Genomic DNA, 20,977 nt, shown 5'->3' on the forward strand with positions numbered 1-20,977 from the left:
CCTTTGGCGCGAGTTCAAACTGGCTCCTTGAGCGCAGCGTCACGTTGATTCTTGCGCTTCGCTAATACTGCCAAATTTCCGCTGCCTGTTAGCAAGCAACGGAGACTCTCGATCGCACTCCCGCACTGAGCCAACGAGCGCTAGCTGGCACACCCGCGCCTAGCAAGTGAGGCCATGCGTTTGGTCCGGCGTCGTTCTTAGGCGCGCCGTACGACAAGGCTCGAATTACGAGAGTGCCGCCTGCATACCGATTAAAACAGCTCCGCATGTCGGGCATTCAACCTTCTCGTACAACCTAATCGCCTCCAGAATCGCGCCGCATCCTTTGCAACGAGGATTGCGAACTCGATACTGAGCAACGGCTATTCCAACGATAAGCGCGAGTAAAGGCCCGAGCGGAAACTCGCCACCTGCTCCACGTTTGCGCGACATTAGTCGCCTCCATTTCTTGTTGGCACGACAAAGCTACGCGAACATGCCCCTTCATTTTGGACTTATTCCAGAATACACAGTTACCCGCACTCACTAAACCCGCACACATGACACTTCACACACCCCTCCGCATACTCCAACTGCGACCCGCAGTCCGGACACGTTCCCATAAACCCGCCATTGTCCGTCACCGCGTCGAAGCCCAGCTGCCCCTGCGCCCCGCCTAACGTCGCATCCCCGCTCGCCGCCGGCGCCACTCGTACCGACGAGCCTGTGATCTGCTCCCTCGCCGGCACCCCGCCCTGCTTCGCCCCGCCCTCGCCCAACAGCTCCTGCTGAACCCCCTGCTTCTCCCGCCACCACTGCTCGATCGCAATACCAATCGCGTCGGGAACAGAGAGCACCTTGTTAGGCCCGAGCCCGATCGGCCGGTCCGATGCGATGCCCCGGAGCTGCTTGTGCACTTCCATGAGCGGAATCCCGCTCCGTAAGGCCAAACTCAGCAACCGCCCCATCGCCTCTACGTCCGCCATCGCCGCGCCGCCGGCCTTGCCCAACGTGATGAACACCTCGAACGGCTGCCCGCGATCGTCCTCCGTGATCGTCACGTACATCGTGCCCAACGGAGTCTCCATCCGCCGCGTCGTCCCCCTCAACGTATCGGGCCGAGCGCGCTTGGCCCGCCGTTGGGCATTCTCGGCTTCGCTCTCGTAGAGCATCTTCTTGAGCCGCCCGATCTCCGCCTCCGACTCGGCGAGCCGACCGGCGAGCTCGGCCACCTCGCGCTTGGTGTCCGGTTGGGCGGTGACGCCCGGCACCGACGCGACTGCCCCGCTCTCCCGCGCGGCCTTGGCCCCATCGGTGGCGCCGGTGCTCAGCACCTGGTTGTCGCGCGACCCGTCGCGATACACGGTCACACCCTTGCACTTGAGCTCGTACGCGAGCTCGTAAATCGTCCTCACGTCGTCCTGCGTAGCGGTGTGCGCGAAATTTGTTGTCTTCGAGATTGCCGAGTCGCAGTGCTCCTGGAAGGCGGCCTGCATGCGGATGTGCATGTCGGCCGCGATCTGGTTGGCGGTCACGAACACGCGCTGCCACTTCTCCGGCACCTCGGGGAACTTGATGTGGCCTTCCTTGGCGATCCGCTCCATGAGCGCGTCGCTGTACCAGCCCTCGCGCTTGGCGATCGCGACGAAGTCGTCGTTCACGTCGGGCATCATGACGCCGGCCTGATTGCGCATGAACGCCACGGCGAAGAGCGGCTCGAGCCCGCTCGAGCAGCCGGCGATGATCGAGATGGTGCCGGTGGGCGCGATGGTGGTGACGTTGCAATTGCGCAAAAGCTGCATGGGCCTAATGCGCTTGCCGCTCGCGTCGCGCGCGCACGTCTCCTCGGGACCCCAGATGCTCTTGGCCCACTCGGGGAACGCGCCGCGCTCGTTGGCCAGCCGCTCGCTCTCGCGCTTGGCCTCCACGTCCAGGAACCGCATCACCTTGCGGCCCATCTCCACGCCGTCGGGCGAGTCGTACGGAATGCCTAACCTAACGAGCATGTCGGCGAAGCCCATGATGCCAAGGCCGATCCGGCGGATGCGCTTGGACAGGGCGTCGATCTCGGGCAGCGGATACTTGTTGACGTCGATGATGTTGTCGAGGAAGTGCGTGGCGAGCTGGATGTCGCGGCGGAACGCGTCCCAATCGACGCCGCTCCCCTTCACATAGTAGCCGACGTTGATGCTGCCGAGGTTGCACACGTCGTACGCGAGCAGGGGCTGCTCGCCGCAGTTCGCCGTGACGAGGCCGTTCACCACAATCGAATGGGTCTGGTGCTCGGTGGTGCAGTACACGTCGGCGGTGCCGGCAGGCTCGATGGACACAATGCGCGTGACGAACCGCTCCCGATTGGACCGGCGCTCCTTGCCCGCGAGCCATCGCTCGGCTTTCTGCTGCTTGGCCACGGACAGGAAGCCGATGGTGCGGACGAACCGGTCGCGGTTCTCCTTGTCGAGCACGAGGTCGTACTGCGGCGCGCAGGCGTAGCGGGTCTGGCCGCCTTTGCCGTTGGGCATGAGCTTGTCCTGGGCTTCGCGGCGCAGGTACAGCTTGGAGACGATCCCGAAGTTGAGCAGCAGGCGCTGCACGTCTTCCAAGAGCGGCTTGTTGCTGGCGGCGAGGCGAACGGAGCACGTTTTCCGGGCCACCGAGATGTTCACGGTGCCGTCGGCGGTGAACAGGCCCTGCAGGAAACCGATCACGGCTTCGCGCGGAGCGCGCCAGATTGTTTCGGGCACGCGCTTCACTTGGCCCGGCACGGCCAGGCCGAGCGAGCTGCGGGTGTACGGCAGCTCGTCGCAGGGCCAGCCGTCGGTCATCGCGAAGCCGATCATCTGGCCGAGCTCGCGGGACCAGGTGGACGGCAGGTGGGCTTCGCCGCGTTCGACGCGGGCGCGGAACTTGTCCGTGGGCTCGAACGCGGGCAGCGCGTAGTTGGTGCTCCAGGCGCCCTCGCCGGACTGCAAGAGGATGTCGTCGCCCGGCTTCAGATCCTTGAGCTCCGCCAGTCCGTTAGGCGTGAAGAACTTGTGGTTGTCGGTCGCGGTTACGGTGTAGCCGTGCGCGGTGACGAGCGCGAATACGGGCGCGTTCTGGCGCGTGCGGAAAACGGGCACCGCGTGGCGGAGCGTGGTGCCGCGGCGGGTTTGCACGGCGACGCCGCCCTCGAGCGCCGAGCGGATGGCCGGCACACGGTCGTCGGTGACCACGCGGATCTCGGTGAGCTCGCGCTCGAGCTCCTCCATGGTGAGGAGGCCGCGGTCGGTGGCGAGGCGGGTCGATCCGACCACGCACGGATTGGTCGCCTCGTACTGGCCTAACGACGGGACGGGGTTGTAGCGGTTGGCCTCGTCGATGAAGAACACGCCGGGCTCGCCGGTGCGCCAGGCGCCCTCGATCATCTTGTTCCACACCATGCGCGCGTCGAGCCGCTCCACGGACTTGCCGGTGCCGGGGTCGATGAGATCGTACTTGGACCCGGTCTGCACGGCGCGCATGAACTGCGTGGTGACGGCCACCGAAATGTTGAAGTTGACCACCTGCGTGAGGTCTTCCTTGCAGGTGATGAACTCCATGATGTCGGGATGGTCGACGCGCAGAATGCCCATGTTGGCGCCGCGGCGGGTGCCGCCCTGCTTCACGGCGTCGGTGCTGGCGTCGTAGAGCTTCATGAAGCTCACGGGGCCGGACGCGACGCCGGTGGTGGAGCGCACCATGGAGCCCTTGGGACGGAGGCGCGAGAAGCCGAATCCGGTGTTGTGGATCATCACCATGCCGTCGCGGCCGGCGGCATAGGTGTTCCACTCGTCGACGCTCAGGTCATAGTACGGCTTGGGCGTGTCGGCCCGGGTCACCTCGGTCACTTCCTGTCCGCCGCGCGCGGCGCGCTTGAGCATCGCGGCGAGGGGCGCGTCGTGCGACTGGAGGACCTGCGCGATGTGCGCGAGATCCCGTCGATTCACGCGGCCGCCTACGTTGCAGCTCCACCGATTGAATTGGTCGGCACAGGGTCCGGCGCCCTTGTGACCGCGCTCATTCACGAGTCCATACGAGCGCAATGCGTCGCGCCATGAATCGATGTCGAGCGCGAGCGAGGTCTGCTTAGTGGCGTCAGAGTGCAGCCGCTCTTTCCGCTGCACGTTCGCCAAGTATGGCGCGAGATCCGCGGCCAGCTCGTCCACCTGCGGCAACGGGCACAGGAGCACGGTGTAGGTGGGCAGCTTGCCACGGCCGTGCGGCTCCTTCCGCCTAACCGTGGGCTGGTAGCCGAGGAGGCTCATCAGAGCCGCGAGGTCCTGGGCCATTTCTTCGCTGGCCGTGGTGTACGACGGACTGCCGTCGGGGTCCACACAGCCGTCGCTGTCCAACAAACCGGCGACGAACGCGCGCACCACCGGCAGCGGCGCCTTTCCAATGTGCTCGGGCACGCGGATGATCGCGTCCTTGGGTCCGCGACGCGTGAGCGCACAGGCCTGCTGCATGGCGTGCACGAAGTCTTGCGTCAGCGTCGCCAGCACGAGGCCGTTTCCGCGCGGGTCGCGCTGGATGGAGATCCGGATGCCGTGCTTCGCCACAATAGACTGCACGCGCTCGAGCACGTCGGTGGTGCCGGAGAACCAGCGCAGGCGGTGCTGCCTGAGCGCGGGCACGTAGCCGAACGACCCATCGCCTAACGTGAAGCCGGTGAGCCACGCGATGTCCGGATCGATCGTGAGGCCGCCGACGGTGCGCTCCTCCTGCCACGGCCAGAACGTCTCGGGCCGCTCGGGACCCAGGATCACGTCGCCGGCCTCGAGCGCGTCGGCGCGGACTTCCACGAGCTGCGTGCCGCGCAGCACCATGAACGGGTGCCAGTCGCTGGTCTGCACCTCGGCGCCCTCGCGCGTCCTAACGACAATCTGACTCTCGGCGGGCACGTCGAACTTCCACACGTGCGTCACGGGACGAAGGCCGGTCTTGCCCGTGCCCGGATCCATGGACAGCGTCCGGATTCCGAGGTCGCGCACGTCATACGCAACGCCACTGCCCTGCCGCTCGCCGGCGCGCCCGTCCACGGTGGCGCGATTGAACAGCACCTCGATCGGCTCGACGCCGCAGAACGTGGTCCACACGCGCGCGTCGCCGGCGATGCATCCGCCGCCCGACTGATGAATGAGGGCCATGGACCGCAGCGTGTCGTAGATCCCGTCGTGTCCGTTAGACAGCGCGTCCTCGATGGGCAGCACGAAGCACGCCGACAGTTGGCCTAACGGACGGCCGGCGTTCATGAGCGTCGGCGAGTTAGGCACGAACCGACGCTCGGTCATGAGCCGGTAGAACTCCTCGGCCACCGTGTCCACCGCGCCGTCGCTGGCGCCGTACCGCCGATCGGCCTCCGCCACCACCGTGGCCACGCGCCAGAACAAATCCTCGGGTCGCTCCGTGGGCTTCCCCGTCTCGTCCTTCACGAGGTAGCGCTTCTCGAGCACGATCCGGGCGTTCTTGCTGAGCGACACCGGGGTCGCTGGCGGCGAGGCCTTGGATGGCAGGGCCATGGGGATGCGTCTCCTAACTGAGGGCCAAACCGAAGTTGTGGTGGACTTGACCTACGGGTTCCGCGAGGTGGGATGAGCCAGACGCGGGAGGTGACGATATTCTGACATGTGATTCCGCGCAAGTCTCTTCACAACTTCAACCGTAGCAACGAGTTCCAACAATGCACATCACAATTCCGGGTTTGGCCGCGTTTTCCACCGACTATCCACGCGGAGGCGCCTCGGAATGTGCAAAGGTCCGGAATCGTGATGCAAAGCCCACGCCTCGTGGGCGTCGAAGCGTGGGATAACATGAAATGTAGCCGCTTCTTAGCTCGAAGGAAGCCGGACTGCCGGAGCCGCTCGGCGCCAGGCGAGCGAAACGAGCTCGACATTGCGGGACGTCAGCGCCGAGGAGTGGGTTTGTTCGGATACACGACACTAACAAGCGGACAACCCGGACAACGCCGGATTTGACGGACGGCTCGGCTGCTCGAAGCGAGTGCGAGACGAAGTGGCGGGCCGTGTCGGCAGAGAGAGAGTCGTTGGCTTGACAGTATCCCGGATCCCGGTAGCGTGTGGCGTGGCTGTCTGACAATCGCTCCCTTCCCGAACGCCGAGGATCTCATGCGCATCATCTCGCAGCTCGCGGTCGTTGGTTGCGCTGGCTTGTTGGTCGTGGGTTGCAAGAAAGGCGGAGGGGCGGCGAACGGAGACAGCACCGCGGCGCCCGCTGACTCCACAGCCGCGGCTGCGGCGCCGGCGCCTGCGCCGGCTCCAGCGTTCTCGCTCGCCGACGTCGCCGGAAAATGGCAGATGACGGCGACGCCTAACGCAGGCAAGGACACGACACCCACCAAGTATGTCCTCACCGCCACCGCCGACACGACCGGGTGGTTCATGACCTTCCCGTCGGGACTCAAAGTGCCGCTGATGGTCAGCGTGTCGGGCGACAGCCTGATCGAGCGCACAGGCACGTTCTCGAGCCAGCGGCGGAAAGGCGTCAAGGTGATGACCGAAGGGTCCTACCGGCTGCAAGACGGGAAGCTGGTCGGGACGACCACCGCGCACTATTCGAAGGGCGCGGATTCCGTGCTCGTGCTGCACGACGAAGGGACAAAAATGCCGTAAGGCGGGCACACCGGGACAGCGCCGGATCTAAAGGCGGACACACCGGGACACGGCCGGATCTAAAGGCGGACACACCGGACAGGACGGGATCTAACGGACTGTCTAAGGCGGACACACCGGACAGGACGGGATCTAACGGACTGTCTAAGGCGGACACACCGGACACGGCCGCCTCTAAAGGCGGACACATCGGACACGGCCGGATCTAACAGACTCAATGCACGAGGCGGACAAATCTAGACACTGACGGATCCGTCAGTGTCCGGACTTGTCCGCCTTTAGTCAAGCATACTTGACATGCGCCGCCGAATCGCGTATCCTGGGAGAGACAAGCAAGCTTGACATGGACTCAGAGATCAGAAATCGAGTCAAAGAGCTGCGCGGCGAGCGCGGGTGGACCCAGGAGGATCTGGCCAAGGCGGTCGGCGTCTCCCGGCAGAGCATCAATTCCATCGAGCGCGGGCGTTATGTGCCGAGCCTGGAGCTGGCGCTTACGTTCGCGAAGGTCTTTCGCTGCGCGACGGACGACATTTTCACTCTCGTGAAACCCCATGCGCATTCTCGGTAGAGCGATCGACGAGCGGTTTCTCACCCATCGCCTCAAATCCAGCAGCTCCGCCGGCATCGTCGCGACGCTCGTGGCCATCGGGCTCTTCATGTACCGCGACTACGCGGACGGCGTGTGGAGCTGGGACCTGCTCGCCGTGGCACTGACCTTCGTCGGCATCAAGATGGGACTCATGGCGTGGTACCTGTTCACCGACTAACCGTTAGGCAGGAGCGACTGCAATGTTGATGGGATCCATCCCGAAGGCGGCCAAGGCGCGGCGATGCACGGCGTGGAGCGCGGCGCTGCTGGCGTTAGGCCTGTGCTTCTTCCTCTTCTTGCATCCGGCGTCGCAGCACGGCCTCGACGCACTGCACGCCGTCGTCGGCCTGTGCCTCGGCATGTCCGGCGCCCTCGGTGCCATGGCCGTGATGCTGCGGGTCCGGTGAAGGCGGACAACTCGGACAGCGCCGGACTGAAGGCGGACAACGCCGGACACTACGGACACGACCGGACACTGCCCAAGCCGCGCTCGATCCGGTCGTGTCCGGCTGTGTCGGACGTGTCCGCCTTAAAGCCAGCGGCGGACGCGGGCGCGATACGCTTCATACGGCTCGCCGAATGTTCGCGCGAGGTAGCGTTCTTCGCGCCTGATCACGCCCCATTCGAGCAGCGCGATGAGCGGGACTAACAGAACGAACGGCCACAGCGCGTCGACCACCAGCGTCGTGCCGACGTAGATGATCAGGATCGCGAGATAGAGCGGGTTGCGCGACCAGCGGAATGGGCCGGTGGTCACCAGCGCGAGCGCGGGCTGCGACGGGTCGATGTTCGTGCCCGCGGCGCGCATGGTGCGGGCGCCCCAGGCGATGATCGCGGCGCCGACGAGCACGAACACAATCCCCACGATGCGCGACGGGACCGGCGGGAACGGCTGCCGCGGGACGAACCAGTGCCACACCAGGCCTAACACGAGCGCGCCGACCACGAGGAGCGGGGGGAACGCGATGACGCCGGCGGTGTCGGTCTTTCGATCGGCCATTGAGGTCTCCGGACGGCGCGGGTTGGACGGTGTGTTAGGCGGCGCGGGCGGCGCGGACGATCGCGTCGATGCTGCGCTCGACATCGTCATCCGTGGTCGCCCACGAGGATACACTGATGCGCATCGCGGGCCGGCCGTGCCAGACGGTGCCGCCGCACCAGCACGTGCCGTCCGCCTGGATCGCGGCGATCACCCGCGCGGTGCGCTCGGCGTCGCCGAAGCCGACGAGCACCTGGTTGAGCACGACGTCGGCGAGAATCTCGAAGCCGGCCTCCTCGAGCGCGGCGGCGAACCGCCACGCGTGCCGGCAGGTCCGGTCGACGAGGTCGGCGACGCCGCTCTTGCCTAACGCGCGCAGCGCGGCCCAGACTTCGACGCCGCGGCCGCGGCGCGAGAAGTCCGGGGTGTACTGGTACGGCTCGCGGTGGGCGCCCTCCACCAGATAGGCGGCGCTCGACGTCATCGCGCCGCGCAAGGCAGCGGCGTCGCGGCAGAACACCACGCCGCTGTCGTACGGGACGTTGAGCCACTTGTGCGCGTCGGTGGCCCACGAGTCGGCGTCGCCGATGCCGGCGACTAACTGACGCAGCGTCGGCGACGCGGCGGCCCACATTCCGAACGCGGCGTCCACGTGCACCCAGGCGCCGGCGGCGCGCGCGGCCGCGCACACCTCGGCGATGGGGTCGATCGCACCGGTGTTCACGTTGCCCACCTGCAGACACACGAGGCTGTTGCTCGTGAGCTCGGGCAGCAGCTCGGCGCGCATGCGGCCCTGCGCATCGGTGGGCACGCGCGTCACTCGGTCGCGGCCGAGTCCGCTCATGCCTAACGCTTTGAGCATGGAGGCGTGGACCTCGTCGCCCACGATCACGTCGATGGGCGGCGCGCCGAACAAGCCTTGCGACTCGACGTCCCAACCGCGGCGCGCACAGAGCGCGCGACGCGCGGCGCAGAGCGCGCTGAAGTTGGCGGCGGTCGCCGAGGTGACGAAGCCCGTGCCGCATCCCTCGGGCAGTCCGAACAACTCGGCCATCCATTTCGCGGCGACGTCCTCGAGCTTGGCGACGATCGGCGCGATGACCACGAGTCCCGAGTTCTGGTCCCATGCGCCGGCGAGCCAGTTGGCCGCGAGCGCGACCGGCAGCGAACCGCCGATCACGAATCCGAAAAAGCGGCCGCCGGCGGACGCGATCGTGGCGGGCGATCCGATTTCGTCGAGCTGCCGGATCACGTCTTCGGGCGGCGTCGGCGCATCGTTCAGCGGTCGATCGAGCTCGGCGAGCCGCGCGAGTGCGCCGGACGAGGGCGCGACACTGCGTTGGTCGAGTCCCTCGAGATACGCGATGCCGTATTGCGCCGCCGCGCGAAGCACGGTGCAGGATTCGTCGTTCATGACTCGTCTCGGACGTGGACGGGGGTGCCGATGAGCAGTCAACAAGATAACGCCGACGGGCCGCAGCGTGTGCCCGACGGCCGGCCGGAATCCGTCAGGGTGCGGTCGGCCACTGCCCTCGACGGTGCTGCTCCTGGAGCTCGAGATAGGCGTCCACGGTGGCGGCGATCCGCGCTTGCATCTGCGGCGTGACCTGTTTGACGACGCGCGCGGGCACGCCTAACACAAGCGATCCCGGCGGGATCTGCATGCCTTCGGTGACCACGGCGCCGGCGCCGATGATCGACCCGGCGCCGACGCGCGCGCCGTTGAGCACCACCGATCCCATCCCGATGAGACATCCATCCTCGACCACGGCGCCGTGCACGATCGCGCGGTGGCCGATCGCGACGCGCGCGCCGACGAGCGCGGGGAGACCGTGATCAGCGTGGAGCACCGAGCCGTCCTGCACGTTGGTCTCGGCGCCGACGACGATGCGGTCGCTGTCGCCGCGGAGCACGGCGGTGGGCCACACCGACGCACGGGCGCCTAACGTAACGTCGCCGAGCACGATGGCCAGGGGGTGGACGAATGCGGTTGGGTGTATGGTGGGCATTGTTGCGGGGTCGTGGCGAGATCGAATCAATGATGTCGTGAGGTATGGCGCGTCACATGCGAATTGTGCGCCATCTCGGGGCAATGTGGAGCAGAGCTCAGAACGCGAAACCGATCTCGAAGTACACGCTCGCCGGCGACACCTTGACCGGCGAGTTGTTGATGTACGGGAACGCGATACCGGCGCGCGCCACGTACGGCGCGTCGTACTGCAGCCCCAGGTTCGCGACCACTTCGGCGCCGGCCGACGCGATGGGGTTGCCGTTGAAGAACCGGCCGCCTTCGACCCACGACGTGCCGGCGTCGCTGAAAAAGTTGATCGACGTGCGATCCAGAAACGCGGGCCAGAAGCCGAGCCCGCGGTGCGGCGCGATGAACGGGACGCGATACTCGACCGATCCGGCAAGGACGCGGTCGCCGGAGCGAACGCCGGACGGGAATCCGCGCACGGCGAAGGTGTGGCGCGAGCCTAACGTGAAACCGGGGAACACCGACACAGGCGTGCCGTTCGACCCGCCGATGTCGTACACGCCGGGATCGGCGCCCGAGGCGACGCCGCCCGCCACCCGCGCGGCGATCACGCTGTGCGCGAAGCCGCCGAAATCGACGGACTTGTAGGCGTCGAACACGGCGCTCACGCTGCGCGACTGAATGGGCCCCGTTCCCTCGAGCCATTTGAGCTGGCCGGTGGCGGCAAACGAAATGCCGTCCTCGAACGAGATGGCGCGCACCGGATATTGTGTGTTGGCCCAACCAACCGACGAGACGATGGACCAGTAGCGCGGATTGGAGGCGAAGAACGGATCGAGACGACCGAGGAGCGGCGCCGGGTCGGTGGTGTAGTGGCGCTGCTCGAGCTCGCCCTCGATCGTGAAGAACGCGTTGCTCCGGATGCGCGGGCGCTCGAGCGTCATGCCTAACGTGTACGTCTGCGTCCGCCGGATCACGCGGCCGGCGACGGTGCCGTTCGTGTCGAGCACGAACTGTTCGTCGTAGTCCTGGAATCCCTCGGCGTTCATGACGGGTTGGCCGAGTCCGGCGTACGAGTAGCGGACGTCCCAGGTGTTCTCCTCGCCGCGCGGATCGAGGAGCACCTGGGCGAAATACGAGTGGCGGCCGACGACGTCGTTGCCGGCCGTGAATGCGCCTAACGAATAGTTGCCGTGCGCGGTCTGGCCGGCCAGCGGCAGCCAGAAGCGGGGCAGCACCGAGCGCCAGGCGGAGTATGGGTGCGCGCGCGCGGTATCGAGCGCCGGCGGCGTCAGCGACTCGGGAGCGAACGCCGAGGAGAGCGGCGCCGGTTTGGCACCGGTGGTATCGAACGGCGCGATGCCGATATACCAGCCTCTGTCCGCGTAGCGAGCGGCGGCGATTTCCTTTCCATCGGGCGATACGGACGGATAGTAGACGCCGACGGGCGAGCTCGTGAAGCGGCGCGGGATGGTGTCGCCGTCCAGGTCGGCCACATAGAGCTGGGTGACGCCGGTGCGGTCCGACGTGAACACCACCGCGCGGCCGTCGGGCGTCCATGACGGCGTGCCGTCGATGGCACGGTCGTGCGTGAAGGCGCGGACCACGCTGCCTAACGTGTCCAAGACGACCACGTCGGCGTAGCCGCCGCGCGTCCAGCGCGTGGCGGCAATGTGCGCGCCGTCGGGGGACCAGCGGGGCTCGGCCCACTCGGTGTCGAGCGAGGCACGGGTGATCGGGACGACGGTGCAGCCGTCGGGACTCACCTGCACGAGTTGCGTGGTGGCGGGCAGAAACCGGACGGCGACGATGAGCCCGTCGTGGCGCACGTCGGGTTGGGCGAGCCGCGCGTCGTGGGTGAGGCGGATCTGGCGGCCGCCGATCTGGCGGTACAGATCGCTCCGGATGTGGTAGGGATCGGTGTATTCGAGCTGCGAGAAGACGATCGATCCATCTGGCGCCGGGCTGTTGGCGTCGTTGCCGTTGCGTCTGCCTAACCGGCGGTTGGCGCCGGCGGTGTCGGCGAGGCCGGCAGCGGGCGATGAGCGCCAGTCGGCGCGCGAATACACCACCGCCGTATCGCCCACCCAGCGCGGATAGAGCGCCTCGGCGCCGGCGTGGGTGAGGTCGCGCCAGTTAGGCATCGGGTTCGATGGCGCGGGCGCGCGCGCGGCGAGGGAGTCGTGCCAGAGGCGCCAGGCGTCGGAAAACGAAATGCCGAAGGCGTCGTGCGCGGCGCTGTTCCACTGCCACGGAAACCACTTGCCGCTCGCCGACTCGACGTAGGCGCGCATGCCGGCCGGTCCGCGCGCGTGCGAGAGGTCCTCGAACAGGAGCGCGCCGTAGCCGTACGGAAGATCGCCGCCGGGGAACCGCGTGGTGGCGAGATTCCATCGGTCGAACATCGCGGGGCCGCCATCCATCGCGCCGGCCGTCAAGAGCATTCGCTCGTAGGTGCCGTCGACGCGGCCGGATCCGGTGATGTCGCTCTCGTAAAACACGGCGAGCCCCTCGGTGATCCAGGCGGGCTCGTATTGATTCGGAAACAGGAATGGCGCGCGTCCAAACACATGTTGAGCGAGGCTCCACCAGCCCCGCGTGCGGTCCAGGTGGAACACGTGCGTCAGCTCGTGCGTGATAACCAACTGTAGCCAATCATCATAGTAGCGCAGCGACACGACATCGAGGCCGGGGCGCGCGTACACGAGGATGCGGTTGGTCGGATACGGCGTGGTCGAGCCGTTGGAGAAGTCGACGTTGTCGGCGACGATGAGGTCGATCGGTCCGCGCGGCGGGTGCAGGCGTTGGGCGAGCGCGGCATAGGCCTGCTCGGCGTCCACGGCGGCGCGGCGCGCCGCCGTTTCTTCGGCGGGCGTGAAGTGGACGTGGAAGTGCGTGGTCTCGAGCGTGCGCCAGTGTGCGTTGGGCGCGAGCTGCGCGCGGGCCGCGGGCGCCCACGCGGCGAGCGCCGCGCCGGCGAGCAAGCCTAACGCAAGACGGCGGCCCGTCACTTGCTCGAGGCGAGTGATCGGAAGTACGACTCCAGGCCGTCGGCAATGCCGCGCGCGTAGGCCTGCTGAAACTGCGGGGTGCGGAGCGCGGCTTCCTGCTCCGGCATCATGATGAACGCGCCCTCGCAGAGCACCGCCGGCATCCAGGTGGGCCGCGCCAGCGCGAGGTTGTCGTAGTGGATGCCGAGCTCCGGCAGGCCGAGGCGCCTCACGAGCGACGTCTCGAGCGCGCGCGCCATGGGCTCGGATTGCGGATGGAAGAAGTACGTCCCGGTGCCGTGCGAGATGAACGGGTCGACTCCATCGGGCAAAGCGTTGAGGTGAATCGAGACCAGCGCCTGCGCATCGGCACGGCGCGCCATGATCGGCCGGTCGCCTAACGCAACCGGCGCCGCCGTCGTGCGCGTCATGACCACTTTCGCGCCGCGCGCCTGGAGCATGTCGCGCAGCTTTTCCCCCACCGCCAGCGTCGGCACCGGCTCGTACAATCCGGTGGGGCCCGTCGCGCCGATGGGCGGGTGGCCCGGGTCGACGGCGATCGTGAGGCCGGCCAGCGGATGGTCCGGATTGATGCGCGGCGGACGGCGGACGCGGAGCACGAATCGGCCGTTGTCCCAGAACGCGAGATAGCCGAACGGCTGCGCGGCGAGACGCAGCGTGTACCGCACGCGCTCGGTGCCCACCGGTTTCCATCGGACTACGCGGACGAGCGAATCGTCACCCGTGTAGGTGATGATGTCGGTGTTGCCGGTGACGCCGTACAACGTGAGCTTGAGCTCGTGGTCGCCTTCTTCCACCAGAAACGGTGGGCGGCTGCTCATGGGGATCTCGAGGTCGACCCACTCCGCCGCTGGGCGGAGCTGCGCGTTTCCGGCGACGCGGGCCGGCGGCTGCCATCCGTTAGGCATGAGCGCGATGTCGCGGGCCAGCACCCAGATCTCGAGCGCGCCGTCGAGCCGGATGCGCACGAAGTCCCCGTCGATGCCGGTGACGGGGACGGCCGTGCCGGCCATGAGCAGCCACTTGTACGTTCCGTTAGGCACCGGGCGGCCGATGATCACCCGGTCGGTGTCGCCGACGCTGCTCGTGTCGGCGCCGAGCACGCCCCACGTGGGGACCGGCGGCGCCGGGGCGATGGCGGGCACGTCGAGCCGGACCGTATCGGCGCCCCGCGCCACCACGATGGTGCTCGGGGCCCGCATCCGGCGCGCGACCACACCCACCGACCACTGTGTGGAGTCGGCGGCATCGCGCGCGGTCACAGCGCCCGGTGGGATCGTGGCGTTGAACGCGGTGCGGAGCGGCAGCGACGCGCCGTTGAGCAGCGGCACTACGGCCGAGGAATCGCCGCGCCATGCAACCGACGCGTTGGCGGGAGCGCGGACTGCGACGCGCACGATCTCGTCGTCGCGCAGCGCGAGGCGGCCGAACGGCGCGACGCTGCTCGAGTCGACCACCAGGGCACCCGTATCGCCGAGCGCTGGAATGGGCGGTAGCAGGCGAATGGGCTGCGTTGCGCGCGCCGTGTCGGCGCCGAGCGTAGCCATCAGATCATATGATGTATGATCACGTGTTGGCAGCGGCAGGAACGCGATGAAGCTGCCGTTGGGATAGACCTGCACCGGCGCCCCGTTGATGGTCAGCAGCGCGTGTCCGTTCCCCACCGAGCCGAAAATGAAATTCGAGTCGCGCGACTGAATCAGCTGATTCGGGCTCGGATACACGACACGGATCTGCAACGGACCGGTCGCGAGCGGGATCGGCGGAAGATTGACGGCGGCGGCAGACGGTCGGCTTGCTGCGGGTGTCGAAGGAGTTGGAGCGCCGGCGACCGCGGTGCTCTTGTGCGCGCAGGCCGAGAGCACGAGCAGCGCCGCGAGACGGCAGGGTTTCATGGCAGTAGAAGGTAACGGCGGGCGCCAGGGACAAAAGAGTAGGAGGCCATTCGCCAACCGATCGGTTTCCCTCTCGCCACTATTTCCTAAGTTCTTGTTGACTCTTATGTTCTATTGACCTTAAGGCCGAGTGGGGCGTCTTACGGGGGGACAGCCCGGAGGATATTACGCGTGATTTCTTGCGCCTTCTGCGGGCGGCCGAACACCGACGACTCCCGCTTCTGCATCGATTGCGGTAAGCCGGTCGGTCCGACGGCAGCCGCCCAAGTGCCCCCGACAACCGCATCCGCCAAACCGAAATCGCCGAGCGGCAAGACGAAACGCCGGCGGTCCTCTCCCAGCAGCGCGCGCAGCTCTGGCGCCGAGGCCGCCATCGCCATCGTGCCGCCGACGCGCGTGAACATGTCGGGCGCGACGCGCACGGCCTCGTGCGGATGGTGTGGGAATCCGGTCAATCCGTCGCTGCCGTATTGCGCTCACTGCGGCCGGCGTTCCGATTCAGTGCTCTCGGCGGCGAAGTCGTGCACGTCGTGCGGCGCGGCGGTGCTCGAGGCGGACACGTTCTGCAGCGCGTGCGGGACGCCGCTCGTCGCGCCGCCGGCCGGCGAGGAGCCGGAGTCGCGGACCCTGCTCTTCTCGGCCAAGCGTCGCGACGTCGTGGGGCCGAGGCTGTCCGTGTTGGATGCACGCGGCGAGGTGAAGCAGACGGTGCCGATCACACGAACGGAGGTGTCCGTTGGGCGAGGGTCGTGCGACATCACGTTCGCCGACGATCTGTTTCTGTCGCCGCTCCATGCGCAGTTCACGGTGCGCGACGGCGCGCTCATCGTGCGCGACCTGGGCTCGACCAACCGGACCTGGGCGTTCATCGAGACGCCGTGCACGTTAGGCGACGACGAAACGCTCCTCATCGGCTCTCAGATTTTCCGCGTGCGGCGGGTGGGGTCGCCGCCGGCGGCGGCGTCGCGCGAGCCGGACGGCACCTGCCACATGGCCTCGCTCACGCCCGAACCCGATGTGGCGTTGGTCGCCCAGCTGCGTGGGGACCGGAGCGTCCGCGACATTCATTACTTGGCGGCGGGCCGGAAGATGGTGCTGGGCCGTGACACCGGCGACTGGACCTTTCCGTACGACCAGACCATGAGTGGGAGACACGCGGAGCTCGAGGACCAGGACGGTGCGCTGGTGATTCGCGACCTGGGGAGCCGGAACGGCATCGCGGTCGCGGTGCGCGGCGAGCGGCGGCTCGAGGCCGGCCAGCGCCTGCTGGTCGGCGATCAGGTGCTGCGCGTGGAGAGCCTGTGAGCGCTCAGAAACTCTGCCCGCAGTGTGGGTCGGAATACGAGCTGGACGTGATGTTCTGTCCGCGCGACGGGAGCACGCTGCGCGTGCCGGCCGGAGGCGGTCTCGAGGGGTCGGTCATCGCGGACCGCTATCACGTTCTGCGCAAGTTAGGCGAAGGCGGCATGGGCCAGGTCTATCTGGCGGAGCACATCAAGATGGGGCGCAAGAGCGCCATCAAGGTGATGAATCCTTCCATGTCGCAGGACCCGGATGCGATCGGCCGGTTCAATCGCGAGGCGGCGAACGCGAGCCGCATCACGAACACCAACGTGGCGGCGATCTACGACTTCGGCGAGACGCCGGACGGGTTGATCTATCTCGCCATGGAGTACGTCGAGGGCGAGTCGCTGACGAAGGTGATGGAGAAGACGGGCGCGCTGCCGGCGGACCGCGCGGCGAACATCACGCGGCAGGTGGCCGAGGGGCTGGATGCGGCGCACGAGATCGGCATCGTGCACCGTGACCTCAAGCCCGACAACATCATGATCGCGAAGCAGCGCGACGGCTCGGATTTGGTGAAGGTCGTGGACTTCGGCATCGCGAAAGCGGCCGGCGGCGACGGGCAGAAGGTGACGAAGACAGGTTTGGTGGTCGGGACGCCGGAGTACATGTCGCCGGAGCAGCTCTCGGGCGACCCGTTGGACGCGCGGAGCGACATCTACACGCTGGCGCTCGTCACCTTCCACATGTTGACGGGGACGCTGCCCTTCCCGAGCTCGACGCTGCAAGAGTCGATGATCATGCGCCTAACGGACCGCCCGCGGACGCTGGCCGAGATGCGGCCCGATGCGTCGTGGCCGGCGCCGATCCAGGCGGTGCTGGATCGCGCGCTGCAGCGAAAGGCGGATGACCGGTACCAGCACGCGACCGATTTCTCATCGGATCTGACGCGCGCGGTGAGCGCGATGCCGGCCGGGGCGACGCTGGCCGCCCGGGCGCCCGTGGCGGCGACGGCGGGCGGCGCGATGCCATCGACGGCCGTGCGGAACGCGGCGGGCACGGGGGCGCGGGCGCCGTCGATGCCTAACACGACGCCGACGGCGGCGCCGGCGCTGGCCGCTTCGGCGGCGGGGCCGCAGGCGGCGGCGAGCGGGTCGCGGCGCGGCATGGTGCTCGCGGCAGCCGGGCTGCTCGTCGTGGCGCTGGCCGGCGGGGCCTACGTCTATTTCGGCCGTGCGAAGGCCGCCGACAAGGCGCCCGCGGTGGCGATCCGCGACTCGACGCCGGCTGCCGGCACGAATCCGGCGCCGCGCGACAGCGCGTCCAAGCCGGCCGACCGCACCGTCGCCCTTGCGCCTAACGCAAGCGCCGCCGATTCGGCGAAGGCGCCGGCCGTGCAGGAGTTCGCGAAGCCGGGCGCCTCGGCGCCGGCCGCCGAGCCGCCGGCGCAGAAGACATCGCACGCGGCCAAGGAGCGTCACGTCACCAGGACGGCGGCGTCGTCGACGGTGACGCCGCCGCCGGTACAGCCGCCCTCGGTTGAGCGGCCGTCGCCGGGGGCGAATGCCCCGCCGGCGGGATCCAACCCGCCGTCGTCCGGCTCGAGTGCGCCGGCGGTGTCGTCGCCTAACGCAACGTCCTCCGGGCCGTCGGCGGCGCCGGCCGCCGACAGCGATTTCGCCGGCTCGCTCAACGCCGCCCGCGCCAAGGCCGCCGTGAACCGCGCGGCAGATCTGATCAAGAGCAAGGAGCCCGATCGCGCGCTCGTCATCCTGTCGCGCGCCCTCAAGGCCCTGCCGACCGGCAACGACAGCGTGACCGCGTTCTACCACGTCAGCGAGGCCCTGCTCGAGCGCGCCGACATGACCAACACCACCGAGCCCCGGCAGCGCGCGTGTGCGATATTGGGCAGCTTGCGCAACGCGCGCGGCACGACCTACGCCGAAAGTATTACCTTCATGTTCAATCAATACTGCAAGTGACCCTGCTCCGAGACCCGCACCGCGCCTCGTGACGATTCCCGTCCCTTCCCAGCCAGACGCCGCCCGCGGCGACGTCGTTGTCCACGTGTTCGGCCGCACCGACGTCGGCCGCACGCGCGAGCACAACGAGGACGCCTTCATCGTGGTCGACCTGTCGGCCGACAACGCGTCGCTGCAGGCGGAGGTGCGCACGCACGTCGTGGGGCCTCGCGGCACGCTGTTCATGGTGGCCGATGGGTTAGGTGGTGCGGCGGCCGGTGAGATCGCGAGCGAGATGGCGATCACCACGGTGTACGAGGAGATCCGCGCGCGCTGGGTGAATGGCCCGCGCACCGACGCCGAGGCGTTCGCGACGGCCATCAAGGCGTCGGCGGAGACGGCGAACAACCGCATCTTCGCCTACGCGCTCGAGCACCCGGAGAATCGCGGGTTGGGCACGACGGCGACGGTGGCCGGCCTGTTGGGCGACACGCTGTTTCTGGCGCAGGTGGGCGACAGCCGGGCGTATCTCATTCGCGACGGCGTGGCGCGGCAGATCACGAAGGACCAGTCGCTGATGCAGCGGCTGATCGAAGCGGGCGAGTTGACGCCCGACGAAGCCGAGCGCAGCGAGCGGCGGAACATCATTCTGCAGGCGTTAGGCCCGGAGCCGACGGTCAAGATCGACCTGACGTACCAGAAGCTGCGGCGCGGCGACACGCTCATCCTGTGCACCGATGGTCTCTCCGGCCTCGTGAAGAAGGACGAGATCGCGGAAGTGGTGGCGAGCCAGACGGATCTCGTGGAGGTGTGCCGCGACCTCATCGACCGCGCGAACGAGAACGGCGGGCCGGACAACATCACCGTGATCGCGGCGCGCTTCGAGGGCAGCGGGCTGACGGACGCCGAGCCCGACGACAACGTTGGGCACTCGGTGTTCCTGCTGCCGGGCCAGGAGATTACCGGGCCGACGCCGCGTCCGCGCTACGAGGCGGCAGCGCCCGCGGCGCCCTCGGCGACGCCGGCATCGAGCGTGCGCCTGGATGGCGAGACGCGCGAGCGGCCCGCGTCGCGCGTGTGGCTGTTCACGGTCGTCGCGCTGATCGTGTTGGGCGCGGTGGTGCTGGCGGCGCGCGGTATGTTAGGCAAATCCCACGGAAATGGGAGCGGCGGCGCCGCGCCGCGCGACACGGCGTCCGGCGAGATGAAAGCGGCGCCGTGAGCGTCGAGTTTCGCGTCCTGACCGGCTCGCGCGCCGGACAGCGCGAGCGGTTCACGCAATCCGTGGTCGCCATCGGGCGGCACCCGCTCTGCGATTTCCGATTCGATCCCAATCACGACCTCGACGTCTCCACGCGGCACGCCGAGCTCCGCGCCGTGGGCGACGGCTACGTGCTCGTCGACATCGGGAGCACCAACGGCACGTACGTGAACGGCGCGCGGATCTCTCGCGAGCAGCGGCTCGCATCAGGGGATGAGATCTGGTTCGGCGAGTTCGGGCCGCGCGTCAACGTGGAGATCGCGCCGCGGGCGGAAAGCGCTGTGCTCCCGGACGCAGCGACAGGCGCCGCCGCAGGAAGCAGTGATCGGCCGTCGAGAGACGCTCCGCCGGCGACGCGAAACATTTTCACCGACACGCGGCCCGCGGCGGCCGCGCCGGTAGCCGCCGGCGACGCGCGCCGCACGGCGGTCCTGGCCGCGGCGGCGGCGATCGTGGTGCTGGCGGCGGGCGGCGCCTACTGGCTGGGCCACCGCACCGCCCGCGCGGCGGATGCGGAGCTCGCTCGCCTAACGCGAGCCAACGACAGCCTGGCGCAGACGTACGCGGATCGCATGGCGTCGGTCACGAGTCGCGCCGCCGGTCTCGATTCCTCGCTCGCGGCGGCGGAGCGGGAGCGCGAGCGCATGCGGACGGCGCTGTCGGGCACGGGGCCGGGTGCGCACGCCGACACGCTGTCGCGGGAACTGCACGCGCTCGAATCGCGCCGGCACGCGATGCTCACCGCGGCACAGGTCGACTACTCATCGATCGCCGCGCGCAGCGGGCCCGCGATCGCGATGATCGCCGTGCAATGGCCCGACAGCAGCGCGTTCAGCGGGTCGGGGTTCAATGTGTCCTCGCGCGGCGAAATCGTGACCAACCGGCATCTGGTGCAGCGCGACGGCGGCGCGACGCCAATGCGAATCGCGGTGATTTTCAGCGACACGAAAGCGTGGCTGCCGGCGCATGTGGTGCGGGTGAGCGCGGCGGCGGATCTCGCACTGCTGCAGGTGGATGTGCCGGGACGTTTTCCGACGATCGCGTCGCTCGCGCCGCGGGCCGCCGACACCCCGGTGGGCAAGGCGGTGGCGATCATCGGCTATCCGTTAGGCACCGACACGCCGATGGAGGGCAGCGGCACGCAGATCACCGCGCGATCGACGCTCGTCGCCGGAACGGTGAGCAAGAATCTGTCCGACGTGCTGCAGATCGATGCCTACGCGGGCCAGGGCTCGAGCGGCAGCCCGGTGTTCAACACGAGCGGCGACGTGATCGGCGTCGTGTACGGCGGCGCGCGCGAGAGCGCGGGGAGAATCGTGTACGCGGTGCCGGTGGACGACGTGGCAGCGTTAGTCGGCAGGAAGTAGGGCGCCGTCATCGCGCGCTCGGC

At 68.1% G+C, this 20,977-nt stretch carries 15 protein-coding genes; 8 read left to right on the forward strand and 7 right to left on the reverse strand.

The window, feature by feature from the left end:
* Nucleotides 1–512: 512 nt before the first annotated feature.
* On the reverse strand, nucleotides 513–5,519 hold the full coding sequence (locus VFW04_00660) for an LAGLIDADG family homing endonuclease (GenBank protein ID HEX5177812.1): 5,007 nt from the start codon (nucleotides 5,517–5,519) through the stop codon (nucleotides 513–515).
* 606 nt (nucleotides 5,520–6,125) lie between these two features.
* On the opposite strand from VFW04_00660, the gene VFW04_00665 reads away from it, so the two are divergent.
* The 4 genes from VFW04_00665 (at nucleotide 6,126) to VFW04_00680 (ending at nucleotide 7,625) form a co-directional block, all read left to right on the forward strand.
* A complete protein-coding gene (locus VFW04_00665; protein ID HEX5177813.1) occupies nucleotides 6,126–6,629 on the forward strand; it encodes a hypothetical protein in 504 nt (167 codons plus the stop codon).
* 343 nt (nucleotides 6,630–6,972) lie between these two features.
* Entirely contained in the window at nucleotides 6,973–7,197 is a 225-nt protein-coding gene (locus tag VFW04_00670; protein ID HEX5177814.1) for a helix-turn-helix transcriptional regulator, read from the forward strand.
* Nucleotides 7,181–7,396 (forward strand): hypothetical protein, encoded by a 216-nt coding sequence (locus VFW04_00675; protein HEX5177815.1) that lies wholly within the window; start codon nucleotides 7,181–7,183, stop codon nucleotides 7,394–7,396. Before VFW04_00670 ends, VFW04_00675 begins: the two co-directional genes overlap by 17 nt.
* Nucleotides 7,397–7,418: 22 nt before the next feature.
* A complete protein-coding gene (locus VFW04_00680) occupies nucleotides 7,419–7,625 on the forward strand; it encodes a hypothetical protein (GenBank protein HEX5177816.1) in 207 nt (68 codons plus the stop codon).
* Nucleotides 7,626–7,747: 122 nt separating this feature from the next.
* Here the strand turns inward: VFW04_00680 and VFW04_00685 are convergent, their stop codons facing one another.
* From VFW04_00685 to VFW04_00710, 6 genes are all read right to left on the reverse strand, one after another.
* Nucleotides 7,748–8,218 (reverse strand): isoprenylcysteine carboxylmethyltransferase family protein, encoded by a 471-nt coding sequence (locus VFW04_00685; GenBank protein ID HEX5177817.1) that lies wholly within the window; start codon nucleotides 8,216–8,218, stop codon nucleotides 7,748–7,750.
* Nucleotides 8,219–8,252: 34 nt separating this feature from the next.
* Nucleotides 8,253–9,611, reverse strand: a complete 1,359-nt coding sequence (locus tag VFW04_00690) for an aminotransferase class V-fold PLP-dependent enzyme (protein HEX5177818.1) — start codon at nucleotides 9,609–9,611, stop codon at nucleotides 8,253–8,255.
* A 94-nt stretch (nucleotides 9,612–9,705) separates the two neighbouring features.
* The gene (locus VFW04_00695) at nucleotides 9,706–10,206 is read right to left on the reverse strand and encodes a gamma carbonic anhydrase family protein (protein HEX5177819.1); all 501 of its coding nucleotides are present in this window, start codon (nucleotides 10,204–10,206) and stop codon (nucleotides 9,706–9,708) included.
* A gap of 97 nt (nucleotides 10,207–10,303) precedes the next feature.
* Nucleotides 10,304–13,186 carry a hypothetical protein gene (locus VFW04_00700; GenBank protein HEX5177820.1) on the reverse strand — a complete coding sequence of 961 codons (2,883 nt, stop codon included), beginning with the start codon at nucleotides 13,184–13,186 and terminating at the stop codon, nucleotides 10,304–10,306.
* Nucleotides 13,183–15,081, reverse strand: a complete 1,899-nt coding sequence (locus VFW04_00705) for an N-acetylmuramoyl-L-alanine amidase (protein ID HEX5177821.1) — start codon at nucleotides 15,079–15,081, stop codon at nucleotides 13,183–13,185. Before VFW04_00705 ends, VFW04_00700 begins: the two co-directional genes overlap by 4 nt.
* 140 nt (nucleotides 15,082–15,221) lie before the next feature.
* On the reverse strand, nucleotides 15,222–15,503 hold the full coding sequence (locus VFW04_00710; GenBank protein HEX5177822.1) for a hypothetical protein: 282 nt from the start codon (nucleotides 15,501–15,503) through the stop codon (nucleotides 15,222–15,224).
* 79 nt (nucleotides 15,504–15,582) lie between these two features.
* On the opposite strand from VFW04_00710, the gene VFW04_00715 reads away from it, so the two are divergent.
* Genes VFW04_00715 through VFW04_00730 form a run of 4 tightly spaced genes read left to right on the forward strand, consistent with a single transcriptional unit; the run spans nucleotide 15,583 to nucleotide 20,954 of the window.
* Nucleotides 15,583–16,386 carry an FHA domain-containing protein gene (locus VFW04_00715; GenBank protein HEX5177823.1) on the forward strand — a complete coding sequence of 268 codons (804 nt, stop codon included), beginning with the start codon at nucleotides 15,583–15,585 and terminating at the stop codon, nucleotides 16,384–16,386.
* Nucleotides 16,383–18,347, forward strand: coding sequence for a protein kinase (locus VFW04_00720; protein HEX5177824.1), 1,965 nt, complete (start codon nucleotides 16,383–16,385; stop codon nucleotides 18,345–18,347). Before VFW04_00715 ends, VFW04_00720 begins: the two co-directional genes overlap by 4 nt.
* 28 nt (nucleotides 18,348–18,375) lie before the next feature.
* Nucleotides 18,376–19,548, forward strand: a complete 1,173-nt coding sequence (locus VFW04_00725) for a Stp1/IreP family PP2C-type Ser/Thr phosphatase (GenBank protein HEX5177825.1) — start codon at nucleotides 18,376–18,378, stop codon at nucleotides 19,546–19,548.
* Nucleotides 19,545–20,954 (forward strand): trypsin-like peptidase domain-containing protein, encoded by a 1,410-nt coding sequence (locus VFW04_00730; protein ID HEX5177826.1) that lies wholly within the window; start codon nucleotides 19,545–19,547, stop codon nucleotides 20,952–20,954. The genes VFW04_00725 and VFW04_00730 overlap by 4 nt, the downstream gene beginning before the upstream one ends.
* Nucleotides 20,955–20,977: the final 23 nt, after the last annotated feature.

The organism is Gemmatimonadaceae bacterium (genome assembly GCA_036273715.1).
Taxonomy (GTDB): Bacteria; Gemmatimonadota; Gemmatimonadetes; order Gemmatimonadales; family Gemmatimonadaceae; genus JADGGM01.